Origin of the sequence: Halorubellus salinus, from assembly GCF_020567525.1 — an archaeon.
Lineage (GTDB): Archaea > Halobacteriota > Halobacteria > Halobacteriales > Natrialbaceae > Halorubellus > Halorubellus salinus.
In genome coordinates this window covers 1-22,990 of sequence record NZ_JAJCVI010000004.1, presented here as the reverse complement: position 1 = coordinate 22,990, position 22,990 = coordinate 1, and the positions used below count along the sequence as shown (strand labels likewise).

The 22,990-nt window shown below is 69.8% G+C and carries 23 protein-coding genes, 2 tRNA genes, 1 rRNA gene and 1 pseudogene; 18 read left to right on the top strand and 9 right to left on the bottom strand.

Going from position 1 to position 22,990, the window contains the following annotated elements; translation table 11 throughout:
• Window positions 1-34: 34 nt before the first annotated feature.
• Window positions 35-556, bottom strand: a complete 522-nt coding sequence (locus LI336_RS11265; RefSeq protein WP_227133237.1) for a DUF21 domain-containing protein — start codon at window positions 554-556, stop codon at window positions 35-37.
• Window positions 557-627: 71 nt separating this feature from the next.
• Here LI336_RS11265 and LI336_RS11260 point away from each other — a divergent pair, with 71 nt between their 5' ends.
• The 10 genes from LI336_RS11260 (at window position 628) to LI336_RS11215 (ending at window position 11,845) form a co-directional block, all read left to right on the top strand.
• Window positions 628-1,293, top strand: a complete 666-nt coding sequence (locus LI336_RS11260; protein WP_227133236.1) for a DUF502 domain-containing protein — start codon at window positions 628-630, stop codon at window positions 1,291-1,293.
• A 69-nt stretch (window positions 1,294-1,362) separates the two neighbouring features.
• Window positions 1,363-2,595 (top strand): MBL fold metallo-hydrolase, encoded by a 1,233-nt coding sequence (locus LI336_RS11255; protein WP_227133788.1) that lies wholly within the window; start codon window positions 1,363-1,365, stop codon window positions 2,593-2,595.
• A gap of 154 nt (window positions 2,596-2,749) precedes the next feature.
• Window positions 2,750-5,713, top strand: a complete 2,964-nt coding sequence (locus LI336_RS11250) for a bacterio-opsin activator domain-containing protein (protein WP_227133235.1) — start codon at window positions 2,750-2,752, stop codon at window positions 5,711-5,713.
• Between the two features lie 188 nt (window positions 5,714-5,901).
• Window positions 5,902-6,045, top strand: coding sequence for a rubrerythrin-like domain-containing protein (locus tag LI336_RS11245; RefSeq protein WP_227133234.1), 144 nt, complete (start codon window positions 5,902-5,904; stop codon window positions 6,043-6,045).
• Between the two features lies 1 nt (window position 6,046).
• Window positions 6,047-7,345, top strand: a complete 1,299-nt coding sequence (gdhB, locus tag LI336_RS11240) for a glutamate dehydrogenase GdhB (protein ID WP_227133233.1) — start codon at window positions 6,047-6,049, stop codon at window positions 7,343-7,345.
• Window positions 7,346-7,413: 68 nt separating this feature from the next.
• Window positions 7,414-7,815, top strand: coding sequence for a hypothetical protein (locus LI336_RS11235; RefSeq protein ID WP_227133232.1), 402 nt, complete (start codon window positions 7,414-7,416; stop codon window positions 7,813-7,815).
• A 133-nt stretch (window positions 7,816-7,948) separates the two neighbouring features.
• Window positions 7,949-8,344, top strand: coding sequence for a DUF8147 domain-containing protein (locus tag LI336_RS11230; RefSeq protein WP_227133231.1), 396 nt, complete (start codon window positions 7,949-7,951; stop codon window positions 8,342-8,344).
• Window positions 8,345-8,423: 79 nt separating this feature from the next.
• On the top strand, window positions 8,424-8,843 hold the full coding sequence (locus tag LI336_RS11225) for a CopG family ribbon-helix-helix protein (protein ID WP_227133230.1): 420 nt from the start codon (window positions 8,424-8,426) through the stop codon (window positions 8,841-8,843).
• A gap of 143 nt (window positions 8,844-8,986) precedes the next feature.
• Complete coding sequence (locus LI336_RS11220; RefSeq protein WP_227133229.1) at window positions 8,987-10,483, top strand: FAD-dependent oxidoreductase; 1,497 nt, start codon at window positions 8,987-8,989, stop codon at window positions 10,481-10,483.
• 171 nt (window positions 10,484-10,654) lie between these two features.
• Window positions 10,655-11,845 (top strand): MBL fold metallo-hydrolase, encoded by a 1,191-nt coding sequence (locus tag LI336_RS11215; RefSeq protein ID WP_227133228.1) that lies wholly within the window; start codon window positions 10,655-10,657, stop codon window positions 11,843-11,845.
• A 30-nt stretch (window positions 11,846-11,875) separates the two neighbouring features.
• Here the strand turns inward: LI336_RS11215 and LI336_RS11210 are convergent, their stop codons facing one another.
• Window positions 11,876-12,868, bottom strand: a complete 993-nt coding sequence (locus LI336_RS11210; RefSeq protein WP_227133227.1) for an oxidoreductase — start codon at window positions 12,866-12,868, stop codon at window positions 11,876-11,878.
• Between the two features lie 135 nt (window positions 12,869-13,003).
• Here LI336_RS11210 and LI336_RS11205 point away from each other — a divergent pair, with 135 nt between their 5' ends.
• From LI336_RS11205 to LI336_RS11190, 4 genes are all read left to right on the top strand, one after another.
• Window positions 13,004-13,855 carry an aldo/keto reductase gene (locus tag LI336_RS11205; RefSeq protein ID WP_227133226.1) on the top strand — a complete coding sequence of 284 codons (852 nt, stop codon included), beginning with the start codon at window positions 13,004-13,006 and terminating at the stop codon, window positions 13,853-13,855.
• Between the two features lie 102 nt (window positions 13,856-13,957).
• On the top strand, window positions 13,958-14,428 hold the full coding sequence (locus LI336_RS11200) for a hypothetical protein (RefSeq protein WP_227133225.1): 471 nt from the start codon (window positions 13,958-13,960) through the stop codon (window positions 14,426-14,428).
• 33 nt (window positions 14,429-14,461) lie between these two features.
• Complete coding sequence (locus LI336_RS11195; protein ID WP_227133224.1) at window positions 14,462-15,322, top strand: ZIP family metal transporter; 861 nt, start codon at window positions 14,462-14,464, stop codon at window positions 15,320-15,322.
• 100 nt (window positions 15,323-15,422) lie between these two features.
• Entirely contained in the window at window positions 15,423-15,656 is a 234-nt protein-coding gene (locus LI336_RS11190) for a DUF8106 domain-containing protein (RefSeq protein ID WP_227133223.1), read from the top strand.
• 23 nt (window positions 15,657-15,679) lie between these two features.
• Here LI336_RS11190 and LI336_RS11185 read toward each other — a convergent pair whose 3' ends face one another.
• The 3 genes from LI336_RS11185 to LI336_RS11175 form a co-directional block, all read right to left on the bottom strand.
• Window positions 15,680-15,973, bottom strand: coding sequence for a DUF6360 family protein (locus LI336_RS11185; protein WP_227133222.1), 294 nt, complete (start codon window positions 15,971-15,973; stop codon window positions 15,680-15,682).
• A 37-nt stretch (window positions 15,974-16,010) separates the two neighbouring features.
• The gene (locus LI336_RS11180) at window positions 16,011-17,804 is read right to left on the bottom strand and encodes a nitrite/sulfite reductase (RefSeq protein ID WP_227133221.1); all 1,794 of its coding nucleotides are present in this window, start codon (window positions 17,802-17,804) and stop codon (window positions 16,011-16,013) included.
• 130 nt (window positions 17,805-17,934) lie between these two features.
• Window positions 17,935-18,249 carry a DUF8134 family protein gene (locus LI336_RS11175; RefSeq protein ID WP_227133220.1) on the bottom strand — a complete coding sequence of 105 codons (315 nt, stop codon included), beginning with the start codon at window positions 18,247-18,249 and terminating at the stop codon, window positions 17,935-17,937.
• 217 nt (window positions 18,250-18,466) lie between these two features.
• Here LI336_RS11175 and LI336_RS20165 point away from each other — a divergent pair, with 217 nt between their 5' ends.
• The 3 genes and pseudogenes from LI336_RS20165 (at window position 18,467) to LI336_RS11165 (ending at window position 19,549) form a co-directional block, all read left to right on the top strand.
• Entirely contained in the window at window positions 18,467-18,601 is a 135-nt protein-coding gene (locus LI336_RS20165; RefSeq protein WP_264475405.1) for a hypothetical protein, read from the top strand.
• A gap of 119 nt (window positions 18,602-18,720) precedes the next feature.
• A pseudogene (locus tag LI336_RS20555) lies at window positions 18,721-18,822 on the top strand (DUF8595 family protein); the annotation flags it as partial.
• 40 nt (window positions 18,823-18,862) lie between these two features.
• A complete protein-coding gene (locus tag LI336_RS11165; RefSeq protein ID WP_227133219.1) occupies window positions 18,863-19,549 on the top strand; it encodes a DUF7119 family protein in 687 nt (228 codons plus the stop codon).
• Window positions 19,550-19,551: 2 nt separating this feature from the next.
• Here LI336_RS11165 and LI336_RS11160 read toward each other — a convergent pair whose 3' ends face one another.
• Window positions 19,552-20,814, bottom strand: coding sequence for a M20/M25/M40 family metallo-hydrolase (locus LI336_RS11160; RefSeq protein ID WP_227133218.1), 1,263 nt, complete (start codon window positions 20,812-20,814; stop codon window positions 19,552-19,554).
• Window positions 20,815-20,899: 85 nt separating this feature from the next.
• On the opposite strand from LI336_RS11160, the gene LI336_RS11155 reads away from it, so the two are divergent.
• Window positions 20,900-20,973, top strand: a tRNA-Lys gene (locus LI336_RS11155).
• Between the two features lie 423 nt (window positions 20,974-21,396).
• Here the strand turns inward: LI336_RS11155 and LI336_RS11150 are convergent.
• The 3 genes from LI336_RS11150 to rrf form a co-directional block, all read right to left on the bottom strand.
• Complete coding sequence (locus LI336_RS11150) at window positions 21,397-22,251, bottom strand: head-tail joining protein (RefSeq protein ID WP_227133217.1); 855 nt, start codon at window positions 22,249-22,251, stop codon at window positions 21,397-21,399.
• A gap of 108 nt (window positions 22,252-22,359) precedes the next feature.
• Window positions 22,360-22,436, bottom strand: a tRNA-Cys gene (locus LI336_RS11145).
• Between the two features lie 435 nt (window positions 22,437-22,871).
• Window positions 22,872-22,990: ribosomal RNA gene (gene rrf, locus LI336_RS11140) — 5S ribosomal RNA — on the bottom strand; the annotation flags it as partial.

Here is a 22,990-nt window from a genome sequence, read left to right as displayed (position 1 = left end):
TCGCGAGCGAGCCGGCCGCTCTCGACCGCGGGGGTCACTCGTCGAGGTACGGCTCCTCGATGCGCTGGTCTCCACCGACGAGCGCGGTCAGCCGACGCGTGCTCGCGTCGAACATCGTCACGACCGGGCCGAGCGCGCGCTCGACGAGCGCGAGCGGACGAGCGACCCGGAGACTCCAGGTTTCGGCGTGCCCGAGCCCGTAAGCCTTCGGGACTATCTCGCCGAACACGAGCACGAGGACGGTCGCAGTGAGCGTCGCCACGACGACCGCGACGCCCGAGGGCACGAACTCGACGACGAGTAGCGTGACGATGCTGGAGATGGCGACGTTCACGACGTTGTTCCCGACGAGTATCGTCACGAGCAACCGATGCGGGTCCTCGAGGAGTGCGTCCAGGGCGCGCTCGTCGGTCGTCTCGCCGTCCGCGGTGAGTCCCGTCACCCAGTCGTCCGAGAGCGAGAACAGCGCCGATTCGCTGCTGGAGAACAATGCACTGACTGCGACGAGGACGACCACGGCGACGAGCGACGGAACGAGCGTCGTGACGGCGTTCATACGTCCACGTCGTCCACGAGCCCCATCAAAGGGCCCGACACGGTTTACAGGGCTCGGGGCTACACGCCAGTATGCGAGTCACGAACGCGCTGAAGCGTAGTTTCGTCTCGGGGATGATCCTCATCGCGCCACTGGCCCTGACGCTGTACGTCCTGCGGCTGCTCGTGAACTGGTCGCTGCAGTTCGTCAACCCCGTCGTCGCCGGGACGCGACTCACGCAGTACACGGGGAACGTCGAGGTCGCCGCGCAGCTCCTCGCGGTCGTCCTCATCGTCGGGAGCGTCGTCCTCCTCGGGTTCCTCGCGAACATGAGCGTCGGCCGACAGCTGTTCGGGCGCGTCGGCCGGGTCGTGAACGTCATCCCGCTCGTCTCCACCATCTACGGCGGCATCCGTCAGGTCGCGGACTCGCTGGTCGAACGCAACACCGCCTACGAGAGCGTCGTCCTCGTCGAGTACCCGCGCGAGGGCGTGTACTCCATCGGCCTCGTCACCGGCGAGAGCCCCGAATCCGTCGAGCAGTTCGTTGGCGGGGAGGTGTACAACGTCTTCCTCCCGAACAGCCCGAACCCGACCGCGGGCCGCCTCGTCCTCCTCCCCGAGGACCAGGTCCACGAGATAGACATGAGCGTGCGTCGCGGGATGCGCCTCATCGTCACGACCGGCGCCGGCGACGACGACGCCCCGCCGAGCATCGACCCAGCGCGCCTCCCCGACGTCGGACCGGCCGACGACTGACCGCGACGCTACGGCGTCCGGGAGCGACGAACGCAAGTGCCTCCGGTGACTTCGCTCTCTCAACGCAGCATGGACGTTCGCTTCCTCGGTGGTGCCCGCGAGGTCGGTCGGAGCGCCATCCTCGTCGACGACTCGCTCCTCCTGGACTTCGGGTTGCTGACGGGCACGCCGATGCAGACGCCAATCGAGACGCCGGACCCGGACGCGGTCGTCGTCTCCCACGGCCACCTCGACCACGCCGGCGCGGTCCCCGCCCTGCTCTCCGGAACGGCGCGTCCGCCAGTGCACTGGACGCCACCTACGAGAGAGCTCGCGCTCACCCTCGCCCGCGACACCCTGAAGCTCCACGGCGGCACCCTCCAGTGCCCGTTCACCGAGACCGACGTCCAGCGGCTCACGCAGGTCTCGGAGACCCACGGCTACCGCGAACCGTTCGAGGCGGCGGGCTACGAGGTGACGTTCTTCAACGCCGGCCACATCCCCGGGAGCGCGCACGTCCTCGTCGACGACGGGGACACGCGCTTGCTCTACACGGGCGACTTCCACGTGGACGCTCAACGATTGGTCTCGGGGACGACCGCGCGCCCGGACGCCGACGTCGTCCTCTGCGAGTCCACGTACTACGGCGTCAGTCACGACGCCCGGAGCGAGGTCGAGCGCCGGTTCGTCGAGTCCGTCGAGGAGACCCTGTGGGAGGGCGGGACCGTCGTCGTCCCGGCGTTCGCCATCGGGCGCACCCAGGAGATGCTCCTCGTGTGCGACGCGCACGACGTCCCGTGCTACGTCGACGGCATGGGGAAGGACGTGACGCGGATGCTCGGGAACTACCCGGGGTTCGTCCGGGACGCGGACGCCCTCCAGCGCGCGACGAGTCACGCCCGCTTCGTCACGGGCCGGGACGGGCAGCGCAAGCGCATCTGCCAGCAGAAGGCCGCCATCGTCACGACGAGCGGGATGCTCTCCGGTGGGCCCGCGATGACGTACGTCCCCGAGGTCGCGGGGAACCCGACGAACCTGGTCGCGATGACGGGCTACCAGGTCGAGGACACCCCCGGCCGCGACCTCCTGGAGACCGGGAGCGCCGAGTTCGACGGCCGCCGGATGCCCGTGAGCGCCAGAGTCGAGCAGTACGACTTCTCCGCGCACGCCGACGAGGCCGGGCTCCGCGAGTTCCTCGACGCGTACCGCGAGAGCGAGGTGCTCGTGAACCACGGCGACGACTGCGAGCGCTTCGCGGAGGACCTCCGCGCGGACGGCTACGACGCGAGCGCGCCCGCAGTCGGCGACGTCGTCTCGATCTGACCCCTCGCAGCCCCGCACAGCCGCTGGTTTAACTGTAAACCCGTCTCGGTTCGAGGGGTTTCGATGTCAATACCGAGGGTTATAGTCGCGAGGACGCTAGAGCGAGTCGAGACGCACGCATCGCGCCCGCGTCCCCCACGCAGGTTCCCCCAGCATGCACGACTCGACCACAGACAGCGAGACCGTACTGGACGCGTCGACGCTCCTCCTCGTCGGGACGACGACGTGGACGACGACGCTCGCGGCCGCACTCCGCGACCGGACGGCCGCGACCGTCGACCGCGTTCGAACCCGCGAGGACGCCCTCGGCGCGCTCGCCGCGAAGGACGTCGACGCCGTCCTCGCCGACGACGCCCCCGAGGACGCGACCGTCGTCGACCTCGTCGACGCGGTCCGCGGCCGAACGACCACGCTCCCCGTCGTGCTCGCCGCGACCGACGGGAGCGAGGCGCTCGCGAGCGACGCGGTCGCCGCGGGCGCGACCGAGTACGTCGCCGTCGACGACGACCGAGACGTCGCCACCGACCGAGGCATCGACGCGGTCCTCGAACGCACGGAGCGCGCGATACGGGCGGCGCGCCGGTCGCGGACGCGCCGCGACCGCGCCCACCAGTTCGACGCCATCTTCCACGACGACCGCACCGCGACGTGGGTGCTCGACCCCGACGGCGCGCTCGCTCGCGTCAACGGCGCCGCCCGCGACGCGGTCGACGCCGACGTCGACGCGCTCGTCGGCGACCCGTTCTGGACGCTCCCGTGGTGGACCGACGCGCCCGCGAGCGTCGGCCCCGACCCGGGCGCGTCCACGCCGTCGCTCGCCACCGACCACGACGCGAGCGACGACGCGGGCGCTCGCGAGGACGTCCATCGGATCGTCGAGACCGCGCTCGACGGCGAGTTCGGGCACGCCGTCGTCGTCCGCGACGACGACGCGACCGGTGGCGTCGTCGAACTGTCAGCGCGCCCCGTCACCGACGACCGCGGCGACCTCGTCGCCGTCGTCGTCGACGGCGTCGACATCGCGGACCGCGTCGCGCTCGAACGCGACCTCCGGCGGTCCGAGGAACTGCATCGCGTCACGCTCAACAACATGACCGACACCGTCCTCATCACGGACGAGGCCGGCGAGTACACGTACGTCTGCCCGAACGTCCACTTCATCTTCGGGTACGACGCCGACGAGATCCGCGACCTCGGGACGATCGACGCGCTCCTCGGCGAGGACCTCTTCGACCGCGAGGCACTCGCGGACGACGGCGTCCTGAAGAACATCGAGACGACCGCGACCGACAAGGCCGGGCGCGAGCACACGCTCCTCGTGAACGTCCGCGAGGTCGCCATCCAGGACGGCACCATCCTCTACAGTTGCCGCGACATCACGAAGCGAAAGCAACGCGAGCAGGCGCTCGCCACGCTCCAGGAGACCGCGCGGGACTTCCTGTACGCCGAGACCGACCAGGAGATAGCGCAACACGTCGTCGACGACACCGCGTCGGTCCTCGACCTCGACGCCAGCGCCGTGTACCTGTTCGACGCCGACGAGAACCACCTGCGGCCGGCCGCGCACACGCGAGCGATGCGGGACGTCCACGGCGCGCTCCCGTCGGTCCAGGCCGACGGCCGAGACCTGACGAGCTACAGTTTCGTCGAGAACGAGTCGCTGTTCTTCGACGACGTCCACGACGCCGACCGGCTCGCGAACCCCGCGACGGACCTCCGGAGTGCGGCGTACATCCCCCTGGGGAACCACGGCGTGTTCGTCGCCGGGTCGACCGACGTGAGCGCGTTCGACGACGTCACGCGCGAGCTCGCGGACCTGCTCGCGGCGACCGCGGAGGCGGCGCTCGACCGCGTGCGTCGGGAGTCCCGGCTCCGCCGGCAGGACCGAGAGCTCCAGGCGCGTAACGACGAGCTCACCGCGTTGAACCGCATCAACGAGACGATCCGGGAGATCGACCAGGCGCTCGTGGCCGCGGAGACGCGCGAGGAGATAGATCACACGGTCTGCGAGCACCTGACCGCCGACGACCGCTTCCGGTTCGCGTGGGTCGGGCGCGTCGACGCGACGACGGACACCGTCGAACCGGCGGCGTGGGCGGGTGCGAACGACGACTACCTCGACGCGCGGACGGTCGACGTCGCGGACGCGGGCGTCGACCCGGCGGGGCGCGCGGCGGCGACCGGCGAGCCCTGCGTCGTGGAGAACGTCGCCGCGGACCTGCGTGCGGCCGCCTGGCGGAAGGAAGCGCTCGCGCGGAACTTCCTGTCGGTGTTGAGCGTCCCGCTCGCGTACAACGACGTGACCCACGGCGTCCTGACGGTGTACGCGGAGACGCCGGATGCGTTCGACGAGACGATACGGACGGTGCTCGCCGAGCTCGCGGAGACGATAGCGGCCGCCATCAGCGCGAGCGAGCGCAAGCGAGCGCTCCTCACGGCGTCGACGACGCGCGTCGAGTTCGCGGTCGCCGACCGCTCGTTCGTGCTCGCCGACCTCGCCGCGGCCGCGGACTGCACGGTCGCGTACGAGGGCGGCGTCCGGCAGACTGCGACGGGGAGTCAGGTGTTCGCGTCCGTCGAGGGCGCACCGGTGGACGCGGTCGTCGACGCCGCGTCGTCGCTAGCCGGCGTCGAGGACGCTCGGCGGATGGCCGGCGGCGACGACGGTGGCGTGGTCCGGCTCGCGCTCGCGGGGCCGTTCCTGGCCGCGGAGTTCGCCGACCACGGCGTCGTCGTCCACCGCGTCGAGTCGAGCCCTGGGGGAACGACGCTCACCGTCGACGTGCCGGGTCGCGTCGACGCGCGCCACGTCACGCGCCTCGTCGAGGAGCGGTTCGACGACGTGGAACTCGCGTCGAAGCAGACGCGCGACCAGCCGTCCGAGCACGGGTTCTACGCGACGGTGCTGGACCGCCTGACGGACCGACAGCTCGAGGTGCTCGAGACCGCGTACTACAGCGGGTTCTTCGAGTCGCCGCGGCAGGCGACCGGCGAGGCGGTCGCGGACTCGCTTGGTGTGTCCCCGCAGGCGTTCTACCAGCACGTCCGGACCGTCCAGCGGAAGCTCTTCGCGGCGCTCGTCGACGACCACGCGCCGGTGACGCCGCCAGAACCGTGACTGCCTCACGGGCGGCGAGTCCGGGGTCGAACCCTCGCGGGTTTAGACGTCAACCCCCATCTCGTCGCGGGGTTCGATGACCAACGACCGAGCACTCCTGCGGTGGGCTGGTAGGACGGGGCGAGCACTCGTGGCGCGGGCCGAGCGGACGAAGCGAGGACGCCGACCCACGCGGTGCTCGAGTAACCATGAAAGACGTACGACAGGACCCGAACGAAGCGTCGCCGTACGAGTGCTTCGAGTGCGGTAGTATCGTCGTCGCCGAAGACAACCCTGGAACGTGCCCCGACTGCGCGGGCGCGCTCCGGAACCGACGAACGCCCCTCGAGTGAGATGGCGTCGACATCAACCACGAACGACGACGCGGCCGCCGCGAGCGACGGCTCGGAGCCCGAGTCCGCGCTGGAGACCGCGCGACGACAGCTCCGGCGCGCCGCGACCCTGCTCGACGTCGACGAGAACATCGTCGAGCGCCTCGCGCACCCGAAGGCCGTCCACGAGGTGACGGTCCCGGTCGAGCGCGACGACGGCACCGTCGACGTCTTCACGGGGTATCGCGCGCAGCACGACAGCGTCCGCGGCCCGTTCAAGGGCGGCCTGCGATACCACCCCGACGTGACGCGCGACGAGTGCGTCGGCCTCGGGATGTGGATGACCTGGAAGTGCGCCGTCATGGACCTGCCCTTTGGCGGCGCGAAAGGCGGCGTCGCCGTCGACCCGAAATCGCTCAGCGACGCGGAGTTAGAGCGGCTGACGCGCCGGTTCGCGGGCGAGCTCCGGGACGTCATCGGCCCGAACACGGACATCCCCGCGCCGGACATGGGGACGACTCCGCAGACGATGGCGTGGCTGATGGACGCGTACTCGATGCAGGAGGGCGAGACGACGCCCGGCGTCGTCACCGGGAAACCGCCCGTCGTCGGCGGGAGCGAGGGCCGGGATTCGGCGCCCGGGCGGAGCGTCGCGCTCGTCGCGCGGGAGGCGGTCGAGTACTACGGCGACGACCTCGCCGGGACGTCCGTCGCCGTCCAGGGGTTCGGGAGCGTCGGCGCGAACGCCGCGCGCCTCCTCGACGACTGGGGCGCGAACGTCGTCGCCGTCAGCGACGTCAACGGCGGGATCTACGACCCGGACGGGCTCGACACGCACGCCATCCCGACCCACGACGAGGAGCCCGAAGCGGTGCTCGGCCACGACGCGCCGGCGACCGTGACGAACGACGAACTCCTCGAACTGGACGTCGACGTCCTCGTCCCCGCGGCCGTCGGGAACGTCCTGACGACCGAGAACGCCGACGACGTGACCGCCGACCTCGTCGTGGAGGGCGCGAACGGGCCGACGACCAGCGGCGCGAGCGAGGTGCTCGCGGCGCGCGGGATACCGGTGATCCCGGACATCCTCGCGAACGCGGGCGGCGTCACCGTCAGCTACTTCGAGTGGCTCCAGGACATCAACCGTCGGACGTGGAGCCTGGAGCGCGTTCACGAGGAGCTCGACGCGGAGATGCAGTCGGCCTGGGGTCGCGTCCGCGAGGAGTTCGAGGCTCGCGACGTGACGTGGCGGGAGGCGGCGTACGTCGTCGCGCTCTCCCGGGTCGCGGACGCGCACGCGACCCGCGGGCTCTGGCCGTAGCGGACGCCGGAGCCTGGCCGGGATTTCGAGGCAGGAGCTTTTACACGCCAGTCGACGAAAGCGGGGCTGTGCACCGGCTTCGTCACGCCGCCGTCCTCACCGTCCTCGTCGTCGCGCTCGCCGGCTGCCAGGCCGGCCCGGGTGGTGGCCCAGGAACGAGCGTCGAGTACTCGGTGGCCGCGGCAGCCACCGACATGGCACCGGGGAACGCGTCGACCGTGGACGCGTCGGCGCCGGAACTCGCCGACGTGGACGCGGTGCACGAGGCGCTGTCCCGCGCCGCCGAAGACGCGGACGGCTACGCGCTCGTCACCGTCTCGGAGCAGCAGTTCGGGACGCTGAACCGGACCGTCGCGTCGCTGCCGGGTGGCGTCAGTTCCACCAGCGACGAGGTGGTCGCAGCGATGGTGTACGTCGAGTACGAGGGCACCGTCTATCGCGTGACCGTCGAGAAACGACGGCTCGTCTGACCGACTCCGAGAAGCGATCGCTTGCCCGACCGACGCCGAGCGCGCGGTCCCGAAAAGACGCCCGCATCGTGCGTTTCTCGGGGTTTGAGACCTGTACTCGGTCTATTTGACGCTGGGACGCGTCTCTCCAGTCATGCTACTCCACCGTCTCCTCGTCGCCGCTGGGTCGGCCGTGGTCGCGTTCGGCGTCGTCGCCGTCGCGGTCATCGAAGCACTCGCGCCCACCGCGGACATCGGCGCGGGCATCGTCGGCGTCGGCGCCGGCGCGCTCGCCGCCATCCTCGCGTTCGTCGTCGTCGCGCTCCTCGTCGAGGAGCTCGCCGGGCCGGCGCGCTGGGCGGTCGACGCGGTCGGCGCGTTCGGACTCGCGCTCGTCGCCGTCGGCGCCGTCGTCTACGTCGACGTCGTGTCGCTGGAGACGACGACCGCGGTCGCGGCCGGCGCGGTCGTCGGCGTCCTCGCGTTCGCCGCCGGCTGGGCCGGCCACGAGCGCGCCGACGAACCCGGCGACGGCTCCGGCACCGCCTGACCTCGAATCCACCCGCGGGACGGGTCGACCGCCGCGGGATTACCAATCCTTATTAACTGAAAGCACCTCCGTTAGTATCATGACGGTTGCGAGCGTCTCGATGCCCCAGGAACTGCTCGACAGAATCGACGAGTTCGCCGACGAACACGGCTACACGGGCCGGTCGGAGGTCCTCCGCGAGGGCGCGCGGAACCTGCTCGGCGAGTTCGAGGACAAGCAACTCGAGGACCGCCAACTCATCGGCGTCATCACCGTGCTCTTCGACTTCGAGACGAGCAACGCCGAGCAACGCATGATGAACCTCCGCCACGAGTACGAGGGTCTCGTGAAGTCGAACTTCCACAATCACGTCGGCGACCACCAGTGCATGGAATTGTTCGTGCTCGAAGGCAGCCTCGAGGAGATCTCCGCGTTCGTCGGGAAGGTCCGCGCCACCAAGGGCACCACGACCGTCGACTACTCCGTGACGCCCGTCGACTCCAGCGACGCCGTCGTCTGACGCCGGGAACGGTCGCCGCCCGTCGGACCGACCCAGCCCGCTACCCAGCCCGCCGGCGAGCGCGCCGAGGGCGGCCCGCGGTCGTGCGCGCGGCGGGCGATTCCGGGGGAAGGATATTGTCGCTGGCACGCGCACGCTGGGGTATGCCGGACCCGTTCGTCGTCGTCGGCGGTGACGCCGCAGGATTGAGTGCCGCGAGCAAGGCCAAACGCGAGGCGCCCGAGCGTGACGTCGTCGTGTTCGAGAAGGGACGCTGGATATCGTACGCGCACTGCGGGACGCCGTACTTCGTCGAGGGCGTCGTCGAGACGCTCGAGGACCTCCTGTCGCTGTCGCCCGAGGAAGTCGACGAGCGCGGCGTGGACCTGCGGCGCGAGCACGAGGTCACGGGCGTGAACACCGACGCGAGGACGGTGGGCGTCGACGGCCCGGACGGGCAGTTCGAGCAACCGTACAGCGACCTGCTCGTGGCGACGGGCGCGCACGCCGTCACCGACCCCATCGACGGTCACGAGCTCGACGCCGCACTCCCGATGCACGGGCTCGACAACGCCGCCGCGACGAGAGCGCTCCTCATGGACACGGACGCGGACCACCTCGCTGCCGTCGGCGGCGAGGCGTACGTGGACCGCGAGCGCGTCGAGCGCTGTGGCGCGCTCGAACCCCCGGAGACCGTCGCCATCGTCGGCGGCGGGTACGTCGGCGTGGAGATGGCCGAAGCGTTCAGCGCACACGACCTCGACGTCCACCTCTTCCAGCGCCCCAGTCACGTCCTCGAATCGTTCGGTGACCCCATCGCCGAACGCGTCGAGGAGACGCTACGCGAGCACGGCGTCACCCTCCACCTCGACACCGAGGTCGGGCGGCTGGAGGACGACGGGAGCGGGCGCGTCGGCGGCCTCACGTGCGCGGACGGGTCGACGCTGTCCTGCGAGCTCGCGCTCGTCGGCATCGGCATCGCCCCGAACACCGGGTTGCTCGAAGACACGCCCGTGGCGCTCGGCGAGAGCGGCGCGGTCGCGGTCGACGAGTTCGGCGCGACGTCCGTGGACGGCGTCTACGCCGCGGGCGACTGCGCCGAGATGACCCACGCCGTCACGGGCGAGTCGACGTGGGTGCCCCTCGGCCTCACCGCGAACCGCGCCGGGCGCGCCGTCGGCACCACGGTCGCCCGCACCGACCACGACACCGGTAGCGACGGCGACGCTGGCGGGCACGGCGGCGTCTCGCCCGCGGACCGCGAACCCGTCGGCACGGTCGCCGGCACCGCCGTCACGAAGGCCTTCGAGATGGAGGTCGGACGCTCCGGTATCACCGACCTCGACGAAGCCCGCGACTACGGGTTCGACCCCGTGAAGGAGACGATAACGACGCGGTCGCGCTCGGGGTACTACCCGGGGGGAGCGGAGACGACGGTGACGCTCGTCGCCGACCGCGAGAGCGAACGCCTGCTCGGGGGCGCCATCGCCGGCACCGACCGCGCCGCCGTCCGCATCGACACCGTCGCCACCGCGCTCGAAGCCGGCATGACCGTCGGCGACCTCGAACGCACCGACCTCGCGTACGCCCCACCGTTCTCGCCGGTCTGGGACCCCGTCCTCACCGCCGCGAAGGTTCTCCGGGGGTCGCTGGAGGACTGACGCGACCACTGTCGATCGCCGACGCACCCGCGTCTTCGCCGACCACCGATCGCCGACGCGAGCACGTCCGGCGACGACCGACGGCGAACCAGCCGTCGCGGAACCCGACGACGACGCCGCACCGGTATTGTCCGCGTCGCACTTTTCTGTCTGGGGTGCGTCCTCCCGTACATGACCGAGCAGTTCCCCACCGTCGACGCGGTCGTCCCCGAGATCACAGCGAGCACACTGAAGGCGCGACTGGACGCCGGCGAGCACGTCGTCGTCCTCGACACGCGCCGCCCCGACGACTACGAGACGTGGCACATCGACGGCGACACCGTCACCGCCATCAACGTCCCGTTCACGGCGTTCATCGACGGCGACGACCCCGCGACCAGCGCGCCCACGTCGTTCGTCGACGCGCTCCCCGAGTCCTACGACGACCCCATCGTGACCTGTTGCGCGAAGGGCCTGTCGAGCCTGTACGTCGCCGAGTTCCTCGCGGACGAGGGCTACGACATCGTCGCGCTCGACGACGGGATGCGCGGCTGGGCCGGCCTCTACGAGTCCCAGTCGCTCCCGAGCGAGCACCTCCCCGAGGGCGTCGAGGTCGTGCAGTTCCACCGCCCCAGCTCGGGCTGTCTCGCGTACGTGATCGTCTCGAACGGCGAGGCGATGGTCGTCGACCCGCTGCGGGCGTTCGCGAACGAGTACGTCGCCGCGGCCGACGACCGCGACGCCGCGCTCGTGTCCGCCGTTGACACGCACGTGCACGCCGACCACGTCTCCGGCGTCGCCACCGTCGCCGACGCCACCGACGCCACCGCGCTCGTCCCCGCCGGCGCCGAGGACCGCGGCTACGCGGGCGACGCCGACTACATTTCGGCGGGCGACGAACTCGCCGTCGGGTCGGCGACCGTCGACGCCGTCGCGCTCCCGGGTCACACGAGCGAGACCCTCGGCTACCGCGTCGGCGACGTCCTCCTCACCGGCGACACGATATTCACCGACAGCGTCGCGCGCCCCGACCTCGAAGAGGGCGACGCGGGCGCGGAGGACGCCGCGCGCCAGCTCTACGACACCATCCAGGAGATCGCCGCACTCGACGACGACGTCCTCGTCGCGCCCGGGCACACGAGCGAGAGCGCGAAACCCCGCGCCGACGGGACGTACGCGGCCACGGTCGGAGCCCTGCGCGAGCGCCTGCCCGCGTTCGAGCGCGACCGCGAGGACTTCGTCGACGCCATCCTCGACGGCATGCCCCCGCGGCCGAACAACTACGAGCGCATCATCGCCACGAACCTCGGCCAGGAAGCGGTCGACGACAGCGAAGCGTTCGAACTGGAACTCGGGCCGAACAACTGCGCCGCCGGCGAGTGACGAGACGGACGAACTGGCGTCCCGTCGCGCTCAGGCGGCGAGCGCGTCGAACTCGTAGCTGATGTCGGTGTGTTCCTCGCTGGCCTCCCAGAGGCGGCGCGCGAGGTCGTCGTCGAGCGCTCGCGCGCTCGGCTCCTGGCGCTCGGGACTGCCGCGCATGTTCATGAAGCCACCGGGGCCGTAGTACGCGCCGCCCGCGACGTCGGGCGCGGTCGCGGCGTACAGGAGCGGGAGCGCGCCGTCGGCCGCGGACTGCGCGAACACCGCGTTCGCGACCTCCATCATGTACTTCCGAATGACCGAGCCGCGCTCCTCGGGGCCGCGCTTCTGGAGGTTCGTCGCCGCGTACCCTGGATGCACCGCCGTACTCGTCACGCCCTCGACGTCAGCGTCGTCGAGGCGGTGATCGAGCTCGCGCGCGAACAGCACGTTCGCGAGCTTGCTCTGCCCGTAGGCCGCCCACTCGTCGTACCCGCGCTCGGGCTCGTCGACGGGGTCCGCCGTCCGCGGCCGAACCCGCTCGAAGTCGATGTCGCCGCGCTCGTGGAGGCCGCTCGACTGCGTGACCACGCGCGCCTCGCCGTCGCTCGCCGCGAGCAGCGGGAGGAGCGCCTCGGTGAGCGCGAAGTGCCCGACGTGGTTCACGCCGAACTGTTTCTCGAACCCCTGCGCGGTCTCCGCGTACGGGATCGCCATCACGCCCGCGTTGTTCGCGAGCACGTCGACGGCGTCGTAGTCCTCGCGGACGCGGTCGGCGAACGACGCGACCGATTCGAGGTCCGCGAGGTCGCACTCGCGGACGTCGAGCTTCCCCGGCGTCGCCGTCCCGCGTTCGGCGATCTCGTCGCGGATGCCCTCGGCGGCGTCGCGCCCGCGGTCGACGCTCCGGACCGCCATCACGACCGTCGCGCCACGCGCCGCGAGCGCCCGCGTCGCCTCCCGCCCGATACCGCTGTTCGCGCCCGTCACGACCACCGTCATCTCGCTGCACTCCGGCACGTCTGACTCGGACCAACCACTCATACCCCAATCGAGGGGCTGGACGTTCAAGGGCGCTCGCCTCGCGGCACCACGAACGGACACGCAGCCGCCGATTCGAAGCCGGCATCACCGTGGGGGTTGGGAAACGCCTACCCCGTCGGCGAGCGACCACTCGGTATGGTCGAGAATCACTCCGACACGTTCGCAATCGGCGGGACAGACGAGGTGCATCGGCTCGGGTTCGGGGCGATGCGCCTCTGCGGCGAGGGCATCACTGGCCCGCCCGAGGACGAGGCCGCCGCGCGGGACGTCCTCCACCACGCGACCGACCTCGGCGTCGACTTCGTCGACACCGCGGACTCCTACGGCCCCGGCGTCAGCGAGCGCCTCATCCGCGAAGCGCTGCATCCCTACGACGACCCGGACGTGTTCGTCGCGACGAAGGGCGGCCTCCTGCGGAACCGCGACGGCGAGTGGAAGCCGATGGGCGACCCCGACTACCTGAAGAACGCGCACTTCGCGAGCCTCGACCGCCTCGGCGTCGACTGCATCGACCTCTACCAGCATCACCGCCCCGACCCCGACGTCGACGTCGAGGACTCCCTGCACGCGCTCGCCGAACTCCAGGACGAGGGCGTCATCCGTCACGTCGGCGTGTCGAACTACAGCGTCGAGCAGCTCGAACGTGCGAGCGACGTCGTCGACATCGCAACGGTGCAGAACCGCTTCAACCTCTCCTACCGCGAGGAGCGCGACGTCCTCGAGTGGTGCGAGGACAACGACGCCGGGTTCATCCCCTGGTATCCCCTCGCCGCCGGCGACCTCGACGACGACCAGGCGGTCGACGAGATAGCGGCCGCACACGACGCGACGCGCGAGCAAATCGCGCTCGCCTGGCTCCTGCACACGAGCGACGTCATCCTCCCCATCCCGGGCACGAGCAGCATCGAGCACCTGGAGGAGAACGTCGCCGCCAGCGGCATCGACCTGAGCGACGACGAAGTCGCGAGCCTCGACGACGCCGCCTGACGGGACCCGCGCCACCGAAATGCGGGCGACCAGGGCTCGCGTGACGAAAACGGACGTTTCAGCATGGAGAACGTTATTGCGGCTGCCGGCGCTACGTCAAGTATGGAGCGCCGCGACGTCCTCGCCGGTGCGTGCACCTTCGCGGTCGGCGCGAGCGCCGGCTGTCTGGACGCATCCGGTGGAACGACTCGAACGGACGACGACGAACTCGACGTCGACGGCGACGAACCGACCGTCGAAGCCGGCGCCAGCGCGACCGTCCTCGTCCGGACGACTGGGATACAGCGCTTCCAGTTCACCGCGTACTGTCACGAGACCCCGGGCGTGGCACTTCACCTGAACGACGCCACCCTCGACCCCGGACCGACCGCCGGCGTGATGGACTCCTACCCGCAGATATGGACGTGGGAGCGACGATGCGACGTCACCGTCAGCGTCCCCGTGGACGTCGCAGCGGACGAGACCCCCGGTCGATGCGAGTACGCGGTCGCGGTCAGCGCACTGGACGGCGAGGAGACGCTCGAACGTCGGTTCGAGATCGAAGTCGTCTCCCCGTCGCACGACGCGCAATAGCTTGAAGGCCTCGGCGGGCGTCGCTCGATTCGAATGACCGCGGCCACGGACCTGTTCGTCGAACTCGTCGGCGACAGCCTCCTCGTGCAGGCGCTCGTCGGCGGGCTCGTCATCGCGGGCCTGAACCTCCTGGGGGCGTCGCTCGTGCTGTTCGTGAAGGACCCGAGCGAGCGCGCGCTCGACGGGTCGCTCGGGTTCGCGGCGGGCGTGATGCTCGCCGCGGCGTTCACGAGCCTCATCCTCCCCGGCATCGACGCCGCCGGCGGCGACCCCATCCCCGTGCTCGTCGGCGTCCTGCTGGGCGCCGCCTTCCTCGACCAGGCCGACCGGTTCGTGCCCCACGCGCACTACCTCCTCACCGGGAAGCGCCGCGACGACGTCGGGTACGACGCCAGCGAGACGCCCGTCGACGAGTCGAAGGTCGCCGGCGTCGTCCTCTTCATCCTCGCCATCACCCTCCACAACATGCCCGAAGGGCTCGCCGTCGGCGTCGGGTTCGGGAACGCCGCGAACGCCACCGGCGCCGAAGGGACCGAAGCGCTCGCGGACGCGCTCGCGCTCATGCTCGCTATCGGCATCCAGAACGTCCCCGAAGGCCTCGCCGTCTCCGTCGCCGCCATCAACGCCGGGTTCGACAAGCGCGCGTACGCCGTCTTCACCGGCGTCCGCTCCGGGCTCGTCGAGATACCGCTCTGTCTCCTCGGCGCGCTCGCCGTCACGCTCGTCGCCCCCCTCCTGCCGTACGCGATGGGGTTCGCCGCCGGCGCGATGCTGTTCGTCATCAGCGACGAGATCGTGCCCGAGACCCACCAGGGCGGCCACGAACGCATCGCCACCGCCGGCCTCATGGTCGGCGTCGTCGTCATGCTCTACCTCGACGTCACCCTCGGCTGACCGCTCGAGAACCCCGAGTTCCAGCCACGTGAGCGCGACGCTTGCCATGGTGAAACACGCTCAGAGGGAACTTATGCTTCTCCAGCCACTAGCCACAGCCATGACCGCCCGAGACCTCCTCCAGCGACGCGATAGCGACGACCCGCCTCCAGCGACGCCACCGAAAGCGACGCTCTTCTGTCCCGACTGCGACCGGACCGCGCCCGTCGACGGCGACTGGACCGAACGCCAGCGGAGCTACGGCGTCGCCGTCCACTGCCCGCGCTGTGACGCCCGACTCACGCTCCGCCCACAGTTCTCCGACGACGTCACCGACCTCGTCCACGGCGACTGAACGCACTCGTCGACGACGCCCACTCAGTCGCCGTGCTCGCCGCTCCGAGCAGCCTCGACCTTCGCCGCGTGGGACTCCAGGTCGGCAGCGAGCGCGCGCGCCTGCTCGGGGTCGAGTTCGAGCTCGTCGACGTGCGCCGCCACGCCCTCCGGCTGCCCGTCCGCCTCGAACCGGAGCCGGACGTGCTCGGGGTTCTCGCGCGCACTCGTCGCGTTCGCCACGCCGAGCCCTGCGGCCTCGTCGTCGGCGGTGCGGACCCGACAGTCGACGAGGTCGAGCGTCGTGTACGCGTTCACCTTCATCAGTCGTCCGACCATCACCGCACCCCCGCGAACGTCGGCGTCGCTCCCGTCATCAGTCGTCCGCGGGCGCCGAGTCGTCCCCGGTCGCCGCGTCCAGCGGGACGCCGTCGCCGTCCGTCGGCGCGGGCGACGCCGCCATGTCGTCGTCCTCGGCGTACGGGTACCACGTGCGCTTCGTGTTGTGCATCATCGGGTCCTCGTAGCTCGTCTCCTCGGGCTCGACGAGGTCCTCCAGGTCGCTCTCGTCGTGGCGCTCGACGAAGTCCCTGAACGTCTCCGCGCCCTCGCGTTCTCGCTCGTACGTCTCGACGAGGTTCGCGATGGCGCCCGGGACCTCGTCCGCCGGGATGCGCTCGCCGACCCAGTCCGCGAACCGCGGGTTCTCACCGAGCCCACCGCCGAGCCCGAGGTCGAACGCCTCCACCGGCTCGCCGTCCTTCCGCGTCTTCATCCCCCTGAGGGAGACGTCCGCGATCTGCGGTTGCGCACAGGATGCCGTACACCCCGAGAGGTGGACGTGGAAGTCCTCGACCTCGTCGGGGAGGGAGACGGTATCGCGGAGGTGGCGCGCGTACCGGACCATCCGGTTCTTCGTCTCCACGATCGAGAGCGAACAGAACTCGGTCCCAGTACAGGCGATGGAGCCACGCATGAACGGACTCGGGTCGGGCTCGTAGTCGTCGAGCAGGTCCGCAGCGAGGAGGTCGTCGAGGTCCTCGTCCGGGACGTCGGTGACGACGACGTTCTGGCGTTGCGTGAGCCTCACCTCGCCGCTCCCGTACTCGTCCGCGAGGTCCGCGAGCTCGAGGACATCGTCCACGCCCATCCGCCCGACGAGGACGTTCAACCCGACGTAGTTCGTCCCGTCCGCCTGCGAGTGCACGCCCACGTGGTCGTCGTGCCCGTCGCCGTCCCGACCCGCGTTGTAACTGTACGACTCCCGGAAGCCCTCGCCCGCCGACTGGAGTTCGAAGTCCACGAACTCCTCCTCGAGGACCCGGCGGACCTTCTCCGCGCCCCACTCGTCGACGAGGAACTTGATGCGCGCCGAGTACCGATCCTCGCGGTTCCCGTACTCCTCGAAGAGCGCCGACATCCCGTCCGCGACCGCCGCCGCCCGCTCGTGGGGCACGAACACGTCGATGTCCCGCGCTAGCCGCGGCTCGTTGCGCGCCAACCCACCGCCGACGCGGACGTTGTACCCGTCGACGCCGTCCTTCGACGCCGGCTCGAACGCCAGGTCGTTGATGTCGCCCTGCCCGCAGCCCTCACGGCACCCCGTCACCGCGACCTTCCACTTCCGGGGCATGTTCCTGTAGCGGTCGTTCTCCTTGAACTCCCGCTGGAACTCGTGCACCGTCGCCAGGGCGTCGACGTGCTCGTTGGCGTCCTTCCCCGCGACCGGACACGACACGATGTTCCGCCAGGAATCACCGCACGCCTGTACGGTCGACAGGCCCGCGCTCTCGAGTTCGTCCCAGACGTCGACGATGTCCTCGACCTTGATCCAGTGCAACTGGATGCTCTGCCGGGTCGTGAAGTCCGCCCACGCGTCCCCGAACTCGGGGTTCGACACGGGACCGGTCGCGTACTCCTTCGCGACCTCGCCGACGACCCGGAGCTGGCCGGGTTCGAGCACGCCACCGGGCGTCCCGATGCGCATCATGAAGTACGACTCTTGGCCCGCGCGCTGGTGGTACAACCCGTACCACTTGAACCGCTCGAACCACGCGTCGCGCTCCTCGTCCGGGATCGACGCCCAGCCCTCCTCGGCGAAGCGCTCGACGTGCTCGCGGATGTCCGTCCCGTACACCTCGGCCTTCCACTCCTCGACGTCCGTCGCCATTCGTACCCGAAGCCACGCGTCACGGGGTCATACCCGCAATCGTCTCGTCATACCTCCCCGGTACTCCCCAAAAGCGGAGAAACTTGCACACGCCGACCCGGCTCGACACAGCCCGTCGACCTCACCTGACTCAGACCGTCGGTTCGCTCCCCGCACGCACCCCATCCGGCGGATACGGCCGGAACGAGCCCTCGAGTACCCGGCCGACACCCAGCCCCGAGAACGCGTGCTTCTCGCCGCAATCCACGCACCGACCCACGCCGTCGACCGTCACCTCGCAGCCCTGGACGCCCACGTCCGTGAACGCCTCCAGGAGCACGAACGCGGTCGCACACGCACAGAAATCCGTCGCCGCGAACCGCCAGACGTCGCTCGTCGGCACCCGCCGCTCGTTATCGACGGACACCCACGCACCATCGTCGAGCACGCGCAATTCAGTCGGCATACCCACCCTCGACACCGCGCGCATTAGGTCTCGTCGGGGCCCGCAAACCTCCGTGCCGTCCACGACACCACGAACCACCACGAACCCGCTCACGGCACGCGATTAGCCACCACCTCGACCGACCGAGATACCGGGAACATCGTCCGGTACCCGGGAGCCCCGGTGACGAGTGACGCCACGAACTCGTTTAACCACACCCACCACATACGACGACCCGATGACCCCCACCGACACGCCGGCCGACGATCCACCCGACGACCACCAGCACCACCCCCACCACGCGACCACGAGACCCACCAGCGTCACAGCGCCCGCAGACGTCGCACCCGAACTCCACGACGAGGACACATGACGATGGCCGAACCCGAACCCACCGAACCCACCGACACAGAATCCGAACCCACCGACCCGGAACGCGAGTCCGTCGAAGCAGAACCGGAGTCCGTCGAAGACGGCCCAGCCACCAGCGACGACCACGACGGCGACCGCGACGACGCACACCTCCGCGACGTCGAGCCCGGCGCCGGCTGCACCGAGATCTGGGAGCACCTCTCAGAGACGCGCGACGACTAGCACCCACGACTTTTCTCGCCACGCCCCCAACCACAGGTCGATGCCAGACGAGGACGCTCCCCGCGCCGACCGCCAATCACCAGTCGGGAAGCCCGTCATCCGCGGCGACCCCGACGTCACGGGGCAGACCCCCGAGGAAGCCGTCCAGTTCGACCCCGACGACCCCGAGAGCGTCGCGCTCGCCGCCGAAACCGTCGCCCGGTTCGCGACGAGCAGCGTCGGCGACGACGACCACGTCTACGTCCTCCGCGGCGCCGCCGCCTGCGCCGCACTCGTCCGCGGCGTCGGCTCGTACAAGATCGCCGCCGAACGCACCGACGGCGCCGCCAGCGTCTCCTTCATCCGGAAATGGGCGCGCGTCCACGACCTCCCGCGCTCGGTCCGCCTGCACGTCGCGCGCGGCGACATCGCGCCGACCGCCGCGAAACACGTCGCCCGCCTCGCCGGCGAAGCACGCTTCCACCTCGCCTGGGCGATCCTCGACGCCGACCTCACCGTGCGCGACGTCCGCACCATCGCCAGCAGCGTCGACGACGACACCCCCATCGAGGACGCCCTCCGCGCACACGGCGTCACGCCCGGACACCTCGACGTCACCATCCCACCAGCAGCCTACTGCGAACTCCGCCGGCAAGCCGCACTCGAAAGCCGACCCCCCGGTAGCGTCCTCGCCGACGCACTCGCCGCGTACGCACCCGACCGCTACGAGACCGACGCCCGCCGCTGACCCTACTCGTTCGCGAGGAACTCGACCGTCGCGTCCGCGAGCACGTCCGCTGCCGCACGGACCTCCGAGAGCGAGATCGTCTCGTCCGGGAAGTGCGCCTGGTCGATACTCCCCGGCCCGAACAACACCGTCGGAATCCCCGCCGCGACGTAATGTCGAGAATCCGCACCGTACGTCGCCCCGCGCGGCTCGTCGTCCAACCCCGCAGTGCGCATCGCCCCACGGAGCGCATCGACCACGGGTTCGTCCGCATCGACCGCCGCCGCCTCGAACTGGATACCGTCACGCTCGAACGCCGGCGGATGCTCGCGCGTCCACGCATCCGCGTCCGCGACCAGCCGCAGCCGCTCGCGGAGCGCCTCCTCGACGCCAGCGACCGTCTCACCGGGTGCAACGCCGACCCTGACGCCCGCCGACAACGCCGCCGGCACCGACGACGCCCACTCGCCCGCACGCACCGTCCCGACGTTCACCGGCCACTTGATCGGGAACCGCTCGTACCGCGGATCGGTCACCGCGTCGTCGCGCTCGCGCTCGAACGCCCGCAGCCCCTCGCGAACGCGCTCGAAGTGATCGAGGACGCTCTCCCCCCGCCACCGCGTCGCCGCATGCGCACTCCGCCCCTCCAACGTGATCTCACCCATCAGACTCCCCTCGACCGCAGTCACGCACGCCAACTCCGTCGGCTCCGCGACGATGCACGCATCCCGCTCGAACTCGTACGGCGACTCCAGCGCCGCCATCCCCGCCCCGATACCACCCTCCTCCTCGCCCGCAACCCCCTCGACGACGACACGACCATCGAGTCCACGGTCACGAACTCGCGTCACGGCCGCGCGCGCAGCGAACGCCGCCGCGACCAACCCGCCCTTCATGTCGGCCGCGCCACGCGCCGTCACCGCCCCATCCGACCACGTCGCCTCGAACGGCGGACTCGACCACGACCCCTCCCCTGCAGGAACGACGTCCACGTGCCCGTTCAATACGAGCGTCCGCCCCACCTCGGGGTCCCCGACCTCGAGGACACCAGCGACACTCGGCCGACCATCGACGTCGATCTCCGTCGGGTCGTCCGGGAACGACGGATGTCCCGCAAGCACAGTCGCATCAGCGTCCCACGTCACCGTCTCGAACCCCCAGTCGTCGAGGCATCGCTCGAACCACGCAACGACCGCCGCCTCCTCACCGGGCGTCGACGCGTACTCCACGAACGACGAAAGCATCGACCGCACCTCGCCCGCCTCCGTCACCTCGAAACCATCCATGCACGAACGCTCACCCAGCACCGCCCTAAGCGTTCTCCCCTGTATCGACAACCCTTAAATACACGGGTCCGAAAATCAGGAACGAGGGCCGGTAGCTCAGTCCGGCAGAGCGTCTGGCTTTTAACCAGACGGTCGGGGGTTCAAGTCCCTCCCGGCCCGCTACGTCGCGCTGCGAACGACGGTGAGCAGCGCGACTCGGACGCGGGAGGACTTGAATCAGGGAGCGAAGCGAGCGGAGCGAGCAAAGTGACCGTGGTTCAAGTCCCTCCCGGCCCACTTCCGCGAGGGTCCCGCGAGCGTCGTGAGCGGGACGTCGAAGCGTTCGCGCTTCGGGAAACGAACGTGACGAGCGGAGCCGCCACCGAGACTTGAACCCTGCGAGTCGCAGCGCCCGAGCGAAGCGAGGGCGACCGTCTCGCTTCAGTTCAAGTCCCTCCCGGCCCGCTTCCGCGAGGAACGAACGTGACGAGCAGCGGGGCGGTCGCCGTAGTCCGACCGCTGCGAGTCACAGCAGCAGCGAACGACCATCGACAATCGACCGAGAAGACCGCGAGCAACCATCGACGGGGAACGAACCCCGAGTCACTCCTTCCGCGGGAGGAACGCCAGCGCGATGAGGAGCACGAGCGTACTCCCACTCCCGATCGTCACACCCCAGACACCATTGATACGGTCGTGGAACCGGTCATTCATCCGGATCGAATCCCGGAGCTGTTCACGCGCAGCCTGCCCCTCACCGAGCAGAACAGTGTCGTTGTTCTTGAAGTGAACGACGTACGGCTGCTCGTTCAACGAGAGGTTCTGATTGTTCGTCGTCGAGAACGAATTCGTCCGCGGCGCAGTCCACTCCAGCACGACACTCGTATTCGAGACGCTCGCGATCGTCGTCCGGTTCCCAGCACGCTCGAACGAATCGCTCTCCGAGAACCGCACCGGCTGCACCGACTCGTTCGACGAGTTCGCGATATACGACGTCACCGCAACGTCCTGGCGACCACCCTGCTCGGGTTCACTGTCGATATAGAGAACCCCTTCACTCCACGCCGGCCGGAACTGCGCCGTCGGCTCCCACCGAAGCTCGAAGCGATCCGTCCCGTTCTCCACCAGGACGCGACGCGTCTGATTCTCGAACTCGATAGTCGAATTCGCCGCCCACGACTCCGTATACCGGGCAGAATCGTTCGTCCACTCGAAACGGATAGTGTACTTGAGGCCACCACCACCACCGTGATCACCACCCTCCTGCTGTTCAGCCTTCACTTCAGCGACCGTATACGTCCGGTCATCCACAGTGACAGTATCGCCCGCCTCGATCTCGCGGACATCATCACCACTGATCGTGATCGCAGGCGCGTCCGCCGTCGCAATGAACGCGTACGACCCGGCAGCGATCACGAGGAAGAACGCGATGTACGCCGCCGCTGCTCGTCGTTGCATAACCGAAGCGAAGTACGCACTCGGTATAACGGTTTCTAACTCACCACGACGAACCCACCACACGACCACCAACCACACAGCTCGCGCTCACCAGCCAACACACGAAGAAGCCAAGGGCCGGATTTGAACCGGCGGGGGTGCGGCTCTGCAGGCCGCTGCGTTCGGCCGGACTCTGCCACCTTGGCGCATCTACACCTACCGACTCACCGAATTTAAGCATAGCGGAACACCCTCACGAAACCACCCCCAACCATCAGCACGGCGCGCGAGCGAGCGCGACCCGCGACCACCGGGAAGCGGGGTCGCGCACACACACGCGAGGGACACCGCTCGGCCCGGGCGAGCACCGCGAGCCCGGCCGAGCAGTGTCGGCTGGGGAGGGCGTGGCTCGCAGCTGGCGTCGCGTCCGACTACACACAACCCACCACAACATCGCCACCCCAAGAACAACCCAGCACAGCGTCGCCACTCCGCGAACACAAACACACAGCACAATCCACGGTCAGCGTCGCCACTCCGCGAACACAAACACACACAATCCACGGACAGCATCACCACTCCCCATTAAAGACGAAAAGCCCGCCACCCCCAAAGGGGATGGCAGGCTTCAAGATATGAATGCGAGGCAGCGAACCGCGTTTCCCAGAGGCTCGCGCACTCCAGTACTCCCCGGTACGCAGATGGGCTTAACTTCCGTGTTCGGGATGGGTACGGGTGTCACCCCACCGCTCTGGCCGCC

Bases quoted from the DNA above. Each gene is read 5' to 3' on its own strand.
- LI336_RS11180 (WP_227133221.1), bottom strand. From the start codon at position 17,804: ATGGCGACGGACGTCGAGGAGTGGAAGGCCGAGGTGTACGGGACGGAC.
- LI336_RS11230 (WP_227133231.1), top strand. From the start codon at position 7,949: ATGCTACTCCACCGTCTCCTCGTCGCCGCTGGGTCGGCCGTGGTCGCG.
- LI336_RS20165 (WP_264475405.1), top strand. From the start codon at position 18,467: ATGACCCCCACCGACACGCCGGCCGACGATCCACCCGACGACCACCAG.
- LI336_RS11175 (WP_227133220.1), bottom strand. From the start codon at position 18,249: ATGCCGACTGAATTGCGCGTGCTCGACGATGGTGCGTGGGTGTCCGTC.
- LI336_RS11215 (WP_227133228.1), top strand. From the start codon at position 10,655: ATGACCGAGCAGTTCCCCACCGTCGACGCGGTCGTCCCCGAGATCACA.
- LI336_RS11260 (WP_227133236.1), top strand. From the start codon at position 628: ATGCGAGTCACGAACGCGCTGAAGCGTAGTTTCGTCTCGGGGATGATC.
- LI336_RS11210 (WP_227133227.1), bottom strand. From the start codon at position 12,868: ATGAGTGGTTGGTCCGAGTCAGACGTGCCGGAGTGCAGCGAGATGACG.
- LI336_RS11195 (WP_227133224.1), top strand. From the start codon at position 14,462: ATGACCGCGGCCACGGACCTGTTCGTCGAACTCGTCGGCGACAGCCTC.
- LI336_RS11250 (WP_227133235.1), top strand. From the start codon at position 2,750: ATGCACGACTCGACCACAGACAGCGAGACCGTACTGGACGCGTCGACG.
- LI336_RS11200 (WP_227133225.1), top strand. From the start codon at position 13,958: ATGGAGCGCCGCGACGTCCTCGCCGGTGCGTGCACCTTCGCGGTCGGC.
- LI336_RS11255 (WP_227133788.1), top strand. From the start codon at position 1,363: ATGGACGTTCGCTTCCTCGGTGGTGCCCGCGAGGTCGGTCGGAGCGCC.
- LI336_RS11150 (WP_227133217.1), bottom strand. From the start codon at position 22,251: ATGCAACGACGAGCAGCGGCGGCGTACATCGCGTTCTTCCTCGTGATC.
- gdhB (WP_227133233.1), top strand. From the start codon at position 6,047: ATGGCGTCGACATCAACCACGAACGACGACGCGGCCGCCGCGAGCGAC.
- LI336_RS11225 (WP_227133230.1), top strand. From the start codon at position 8,424: ATGACGGTTGCGAGCGTCTCGATGCCCCAGGAACTGCTCGACAGAATC.
- LI336_RS11160 (WP_227133218.1), bottom strand. From the start codon at position 20,814: ATGGATGGTTTCGAGGTGACGGAGGCGGGCGAGGTGCGGTCGATGCTT.
- LI336_RS11220 (WP_227133229.1), top strand. From the start codon at position 8,987: ATGCCGGACCCGTTCGTCGTCGTCGGCGGTGACGCCGCAGGATTGAGT.
- LI336_RS11245 (WP_227133234.1), top strand. From the start codon at position 5,902: ATGAAAGACGTACGACAGGACCCGAACGAAGCGTCGCCGTACGAGTGC.
- LI336_RS11265 (WP_227133237.1), bottom strand. From the start codon at position 556: ATGAACGCCGTCACGACGCTCGTTCCGTCGCTCGTCGCCGTGGTCGTC.
- LI336_RS11205 (WP_227133226.1), top strand. From the start codon at position 13,004: ATGGTCGAGAATCACTCCGACACGTTCGCAATCGGCGGGACAGACGAG.
- LI336_RS11165 (WP_227133219.1), top strand. From the start codon at position 18,863: ATGCCAGACGAGGACGCTCCCCGCGCCGACCGCCAATCACCAGTCGGG.
- LI336_RS11185 (WP_227133222.1), bottom strand. From the start codon at position 15,973: ATGGTCGGACGACTGATGAAGGTGAACGCGTACACGACGCTCGACCTC.
- LI336_RS11190 (WP_227133223.1), top strand. From the start codon at position 15,423: ATGACCGCCCGAGACCTCCTCCAGCGACGCGATAGCGACGACCCGCCT.